Below are 5,717 nucleotides of genomic sequence, written 5' to 3'. Positions count from 1 at the left end.
TTGGTCCAGTAGTCGAGGGTCTCGGCGTGCTGGTCCTGGGTGACCGCGCCGGCCTGGTGGGCCACCCCGTCCACTCGGGTGGTGGGGGAGTGGCCGGCCTGCGTGACGGCCGACGTGGGTTCGGGAAGCTTGTCGATCATCGCCAAGCCCGCGAGGGCGACGGTGGCGGCGGCCAGCGGGGCGATGACCTTGTATTTGGTGGACGAGGTCATGGCCCGATCTTTGCACACTCGCGGTAACTTGATGGCTACTTTGGGTTTGTGTCTTTGGTTTTTCGGGAAGAAGGCCCGAACGTCCTCGGGTGAGGACGTCCGGGCCGACGGTGCGGAAACGGCCCTGCTCTAACGGGTGAAGGGGATGCTCACTCGGGTGGGCGCTTCCTCCGGAGAGGTGATCTCCACCCGGTCTCCGGTCCGGCTCTTCGCGGTGTAGCGGGCGTCGCGGCTGTCCACCACGACCGCCAGCCGGTGTCCGGCCGGAACGTCCCACACCACCGAGGTCAGCTCGGTCTCCACCGTCACGGGCTCACCCGGGGTGGCGTCGCGCAACGTGTAGGGCGCGTGGCTCAGCAGCGATCCGGTGCCCCGGTCGTTGATCGCGTACAGGTACACGAACACCGACTGGTCGACGGCGGTCGGGGTGACGGTGAACGTCACCTCGGGGGTGCCGGCCACGCGTGCGCCGTCGGGGTAGGTGGGGCCGGTCCACACGGCCGCCCGGTACCGGTCCACGGTGGGCAGCAGGACCCCGGTGGGGACGTCGAAGAACTGCTGGAGCGCGCCGGAGAGCATCACGGTTCCGCTCTCGGCGGTGGTGCCGATCCCGGTTCGGAAGTCGTAGTCCCAGCCGGTCTGCGGTTCCGCCTCCATCGCCCCGGTGCTCTGCCGGCGCAGCCGGTCCTTGCCGGGCTCGCCGAGGTGGTACTCGTCGGTGTCGGTGGTCACCGACGGCCAGTCGGTGTGCGAGGACCACTCGTTTCCGTTGTTGGGCTTGACGAGCACGGGCTGCTCGGTGTCGATGCCGTTGTCCTCGCCCTTGAGGTGGTGGTCGAACCAGCGGCCCAGGTCCTCCCAGACCTCGTTGGGCAGGCCGAACGCGCCGAACGCCTCGGGGGTGGCGTGGTCGCCGGGGGTGAGCATCAGGCGCTTGGGGCCGGAGAGTTCCTCGTAGAAGTCGGCCATGTGTCCGACGGGGAACATGCCGTCGTTCCAACCGTGCGCGATCATCACGGCGGTTCCGTTGGCGTTGAGTCGATCCACCTTGGTGCCCGCGGAACGGTCCGGGGCCATCTCCAGGATGGGCTCGACGTTGCCGCCGCGGTACTCGCGCTCGACCTCCTGGAGCAGTTCACCGGGCCGTCCGACCAGGTTGCCTGCGAGGAGCAGCAGTTCGGCGGACTGCACGTCGATGGTCTCGTTGGGGTAGAGGGAGGCCTCCAGGTCGGCCCAGCCGCTCATGGAGCCGACGGCCTTGACCCTGTCGTCCTCGGCGGCGGTCAACAGGCTGATGCCCGCTCCGTAGGAGATGCCGGCCATGCCGATGCGGTCGGCGTCGGAGTCGGTGTTGGCCAGGGCCCAGTCGATGACGGCGCCGGCGTCGGCCCGGTCCTCGGGGCCGGCGACCTCGATGCCGCCACCGGAGTCCCAGAAGCCGCGCGAGCTGTAGGTGACGACCTGGTAGCCGGACTCCTCGGCCAGCCTCTTGGCGGCGCCCACGTAGAGGAGGTGCGGGGTGCCCCAGGCGGACGGCATGACCAGCAGCGGGTGCGGGCCCTCCACGCCGGTGGGGGTGATGACCTTGGCCTTCAGTTCGGTGCCGTCGTGGCCGACGATGGTCTCGTAGCCGATCGTGGAGCCGACGCTCTGCGCGGACGCGGGGGCGGGGGAGAGGAGTGCGGCGGCCAGGACGGACGCCACGAGGACGGACAGGATCCGAGGGAGTGCGCCGCTCAGGGCGCCTCTGGAGATGGGGGTCATTCGAAACCTCGATGGGGGAGGGGCGGGGAGGCTCCGATGGGTCGCGCCGGCGCCATCGGGGGAGGGTCGGGGCGCGGGTTCGCTCGTGCCCGACCGTGCTCGGCGTCACTTTCTACTGTGGCGTAACTTACTCACCGGTTAAGTTAGGCGAACGGCGTTGCCGTGTAAAGCCCCGGGCGACTTCCCGCCGCTTCCGCGTTGTCCACAGGCCCCGAACGCCGATCCGCGGATTGGGCGACAATGGAAGGGTGCGAGAAGAACAGCAGCGAACAGTAGTGATCCTCGGGTCAACCGGTTCCATCGGAACCCAGGCCATCGACATCGTCCAGCGCAACCCGGAGCGCTTTCGCGTGGTGGGTCTGGCCGCCGGTGGCGGGCGGGTGGACCTGCTCGCCAAGCAGGTCGTGCAGCTCGGTGTCGAACGAGTGGCCGTGGCCGATGAGTCCCGGGCCGTGGAGCTCACCCGCCTGTTGAGCGAACAGGGCTCCTCCGCCGAGGTGCTGACCGGCGGTGATGGAGTGGCCGCGCTGGCGGGGCACCCCTGCAACGTCGTCCTCAACGGCATCACCGGTGCCCTGGGCCTGGAGTCCACGCTCGCCGCCCTGCGCGCCGGTGGCACCCTCGCCCTGGCCAACAAGGAATCCCTCATCATCGGTGGTCCGCTGGTGCGAGATCTGGCCGCTCCCGGCCAGATCGTCCCGGTCGACTCCGAGCACTACGCCATCGCCCAGTGCTTCCCGTACCGACCACAGGGCGAGCTCACCAGCCCCGCCCAGGGGCTGGTCCGCGCCGAGCTCTCCGAAGTGCGGCGCCTGGTCGTCACGGCCAGTGGTGGGCCCTTCCGCGGTCGCCGGGCCGAGGAGCTGGCGAGCGTCACGCCGGAACAGGCGTTGAACCACCCCACCTGGAGCATGGGCCCGGTCATCACCGTCAACTCCGCCACCCTGGTCAACAAGGGGCTGGAGGTGATCGAGGCCAACCTGCTGTTCGACGTTCCCTTCGACCGCATCGACGTGGTCGTCCACCCGCAGTCGATCGTGCACTCGATGGTCGAGTACGTGGACGGCACGACCCTGGCCAAGGCCAGCCCGCCCAGCATGATGATCCCCATCGCCTACGGCATGAGCGCCCCGGAACGCGTTCCGGACGCGGCCCCCGGCATGGATTGGACCAAGGCTCAGAGCTGGACCTTCGAGCCGCTCGACCACGACGCCTTCCCCGCGGTGCGCATCGCGGCCGAAGTCGGTGCCGCCGGCGGCACCGCCCCGGCGGTGTACAACGCGGCCAACGAGGAGGCGGTCGACGCGTTCCTGCGCGAAAACCTCGCGTTCCCGGCGATCATGGACACCGTGTCCCGGGTAGTCTCGGAACACCAGCGGACGGATCGGCCGGGTTCCACGCCCCTGACCCTGGACGACGTCTACGCCGCAGACACCTGGGCCCGAACCCGCGCTCGCGAACTGCTCGCCCGCGGTTGAGGACCGACCTGGCTTGAGGAGAGATACATGGTCGTGTTGTTGACCGTGGTCGGCATCATCCTGCTCGTCCTGGGACTGCTGTTCTCGATCGCCTGGCATGAGCTCGGCCACATGGCCACGGCCAAGATGTTCGGCATCAAGTGCACCGAGTTCATGGTCGGGTTCGGCAAGACCCTGTGGTCCACCCGCAGGGGCGAGACCGAGTACGGCGTCAAGGCGGTGCCGCTGGGCGGGTTCGTGCGGATGGTCGGGATGCTCCCGCCGGCCCGGCGCGCCGAGGACCAGGGCGCCCGCAGGATGTCGCGCTGGCGGGCCATGGCCGAGGACGCCCGCGAGGCCTCCTACGTGGAGCTTTCCCCCGAGGACGAGGACCGTCAGTTCTACCAGCGCTCCCCGTGGAAGCGGCTGATCGTCATGTTCGCCGGCCCGGGCATGAACCTGGTCCTGGGAACGGTGCTGCTCGGCGTGCTCTTCATGGGCGTCGGTGTGTACCAGGACACCAACGAGGTCGGTGTCGTCAACGAGTGCGTCGTCCCACAGAGCGCCTCCATCACCGAGTGCACCGACGACCTGCCGCCCACCCCCGCCCACGAGGCCGGGCTGCTGCCGGGCGACGTCGTGGTCTCCGTGGGCGGCACCGACACCCCCGACTGGGCTTCGGCCAGCCGTGAGATCCGAGAGTCCGACGGCCCCACCGAGTTCGGCATCGAACGCGACGGCGAAGAGCTCACCACCGAGGTGGACATCGTCCAGAGCGAGCTGCCCGCCCGCGACCAGGCCGGCGAGATCGTCTACGAGACCGACGAGGACGGCGACAACGTCTACGACGAGAGCGGCCGCCGGATCCCGGCCGTGGAGACCGTCGGTTTCCTGGGCATCCACTTCGCCAAGGAACGCGGCACGCTCACCGTGGCCGAGTCCGCCGGCGAGGTCGGCGAGATGTTGGTCGGTGTCGGCCATGCCATCGTGGCGTTGCCGAGCAAGGTCCCCGAGGTGTTCGGCGCGGCCTTCCTGGGCGAGCAGCGCACCGAGGACTCTCCCGTGGGCATCGTCGGCATCTCCCGCATCGGCGGCGAGATCATGTCGCAGGGCCTGCCCCTGGTGGACACCGCGGCGATGATGATCAGCATCCTGGCCGGCGTCAACTTCTTCCTGTTCGCCTTCAACATGGTGCCGATCCTGCCGCTGGACGGCGGGCACATGGCCGGGGCGATCTGGGAGTCCATCAAGAGGTGGACGGCGCGCCTGTTCAAGCGGCCCGACCCGGGGCCGGTGGACATCGCGCTGCTCACCCCGGTGGCCTACGTCGTGGTGGCGTGCTTCCTGGTGTTCAGCGTGATCCTGCTCGTGGCGGATCTGGTCAATCCGGTGCTGCTGTTCGGTTGACCGGTGTGAGTGCCACCACGGGAGGCCGAGCATCGGTTCCGGGGCGGGTAACCTTGGACGAGCGTTCCGGGAACGACGGTAACGGCCCTGGCCGACCGGGCGGAGCACCCGAACGCGGATCCGGGCGCCGCCGCGCCCTTCTCACGAACCGCGACATCAATTGCCGCCGTCCCTTTCCGGCGGCAGACGAGGTGAATCAAGCGTGACCGTCGATCTCGGTATCCCCGTCACCCCTCCGCGTCCCATGGCCACGCGCCGCAAGACGCGGCAGATCATGGTCGGGAACGTCCCCGTGGGCGGGGACGCTCCGGTGTCCGTGCAGTCGATGACGACCACCCGCACCTCCGACATCAACGCGACCCTGCAGCAGATCGCCGAGCTCACCGCCTCGGGCTGCCAGATCGTCCGTGTGGCCGTGCCCACCAACGACGACGCCGACGCGCTGTCGGTCATCGCCAAGAAGTCGCAGATCCCGGTGATCGCGGACATCCACTTCCAGCCCAAGTACGTGTTCGCGGCCATCGACGCGGGCTGCGCGGCGGTACGGGTCAACCCGGGCAACATCAAGAAGTTCGACGACAAGGTCGCCGAGATCGCCAAGGCCGCGGGCGACGCCGGCACCCCGATCCGTATCGGCGTCAACGCCGGTTCGCTCGACAAGCGCCTGCTGGCCAAGTACGGCAAGGCCACCCCCGAGGCCCTGGTGGAGTCGGCGCTGTGGGAGTGCTCCCTGTTCGAGGAGCACGGTTTCCGTGACATCAAGATCTCGGTCAAGCACCACGACCCCGTGGTGATGGTCAATGCCTACCGACTGCTGTCGGAGAAGTGCGATTACCCGCTGCACCTGGGAGTGACCGAGGCGGGCCCCGCCTTCCAA

4 protein-coding genes and 1 pseudogene are annotated in these 5,717 nt (G+C 68.9%); 3 read left to right on the top strand and 2 right to left on the bottom strand.

The window, feature by feature from the left end:
* Both K8V84_RS09435 and K8V84_RS09430 read right to left on the bottom strand, forming a co-directional pair.
* Positions 1–212, bottom strand: a pseudogene (locus tag K8V84_RS09435) (serine protease); the annotation flags it as partial.
* A gap of 129 nt (positions 213–341) precedes the next feature.
* Positions 342–1,976: a CocE/NonD family hydrolase gene (locus K8V84_RS09430; RefSeq protein WP_304073137.1), complete on the bottom strand. Its 1,635-nt coding sequence runs from the start codon at positions 1,974–1,976 to the stop codon at positions 342–344.
* Positions 1,977–2,251: 275 nt separating this feature from the next.
* Between K8V84_RS09430 and dxr the strand changes: the two genes are divergently transcribed.
* The 3 genes from dxr to K8V84_RS09415 all read left to right on the top strand — a co-directional run.
* Positions 2,252–3,454: a 1-deoxy-D-xylulose-5-phosphate reductoisomerase gene (gene dxr / locus K8V84_RS09425; RefSeq protein ID WP_304073135.1), complete on the top strand. Its 1,203-nt coding sequence runs from the start codon at positions 2,252–2,254 to the stop codon at positions 3,452–3,454.
* A gap of 27 nt (positions 3,455–3,481) precedes the next feature.
* Complete coding sequence (locus K8V84_RS09420; protein WP_304073132.1) at positions 3,482–4,840, top strand: RIP metalloprotease; 1,359 nt, start codon at positions 3,482–3,484, stop codon at positions 4,838–4,840.
* A gap of 202 nt (positions 4,841–5,042) precedes the next feature.
* Positions 5,043–5,717: flavodoxin-dependent (E)-4-hydroxy-3-methylbut-2-enyl-diphosphate synthase (locus K8V84_RS09415; RefSeq protein WP_304073128.1), on the top strand; the 675-nt coding region annotated here is incomplete at its 3' end.

The organism is Nocardiopsis listeri (assembly GCF_020741345.1).
Classification (GTDB): domain Bacteria; phylum Actinomycetota; class Actinomycetes; order Streptosporangiales; family Streptosporangiaceae; genus Nocardiopsis; species Nocardiopsis listeri_A.
This window is presented reverse-complemented; position numbering and strand designations above follow the sequence as displayed.

Coding starts and splice junctions, on each gene's coding strand:
- K8V84_RS09430 (WP_304073137.1), bottom strand. CDS start 1,976: ATGACCCCCATCTCCAGAGGCGCCCTGAGCGGCGCACTCCCTCGGATC.
- K8V84_RS09420 (WP_304073132.1), top strand. CDS start 3,482: ATGGTCGTGTTGTTGACCGTGGTCGGCATCATCCTGCTCGTCCTGGGA.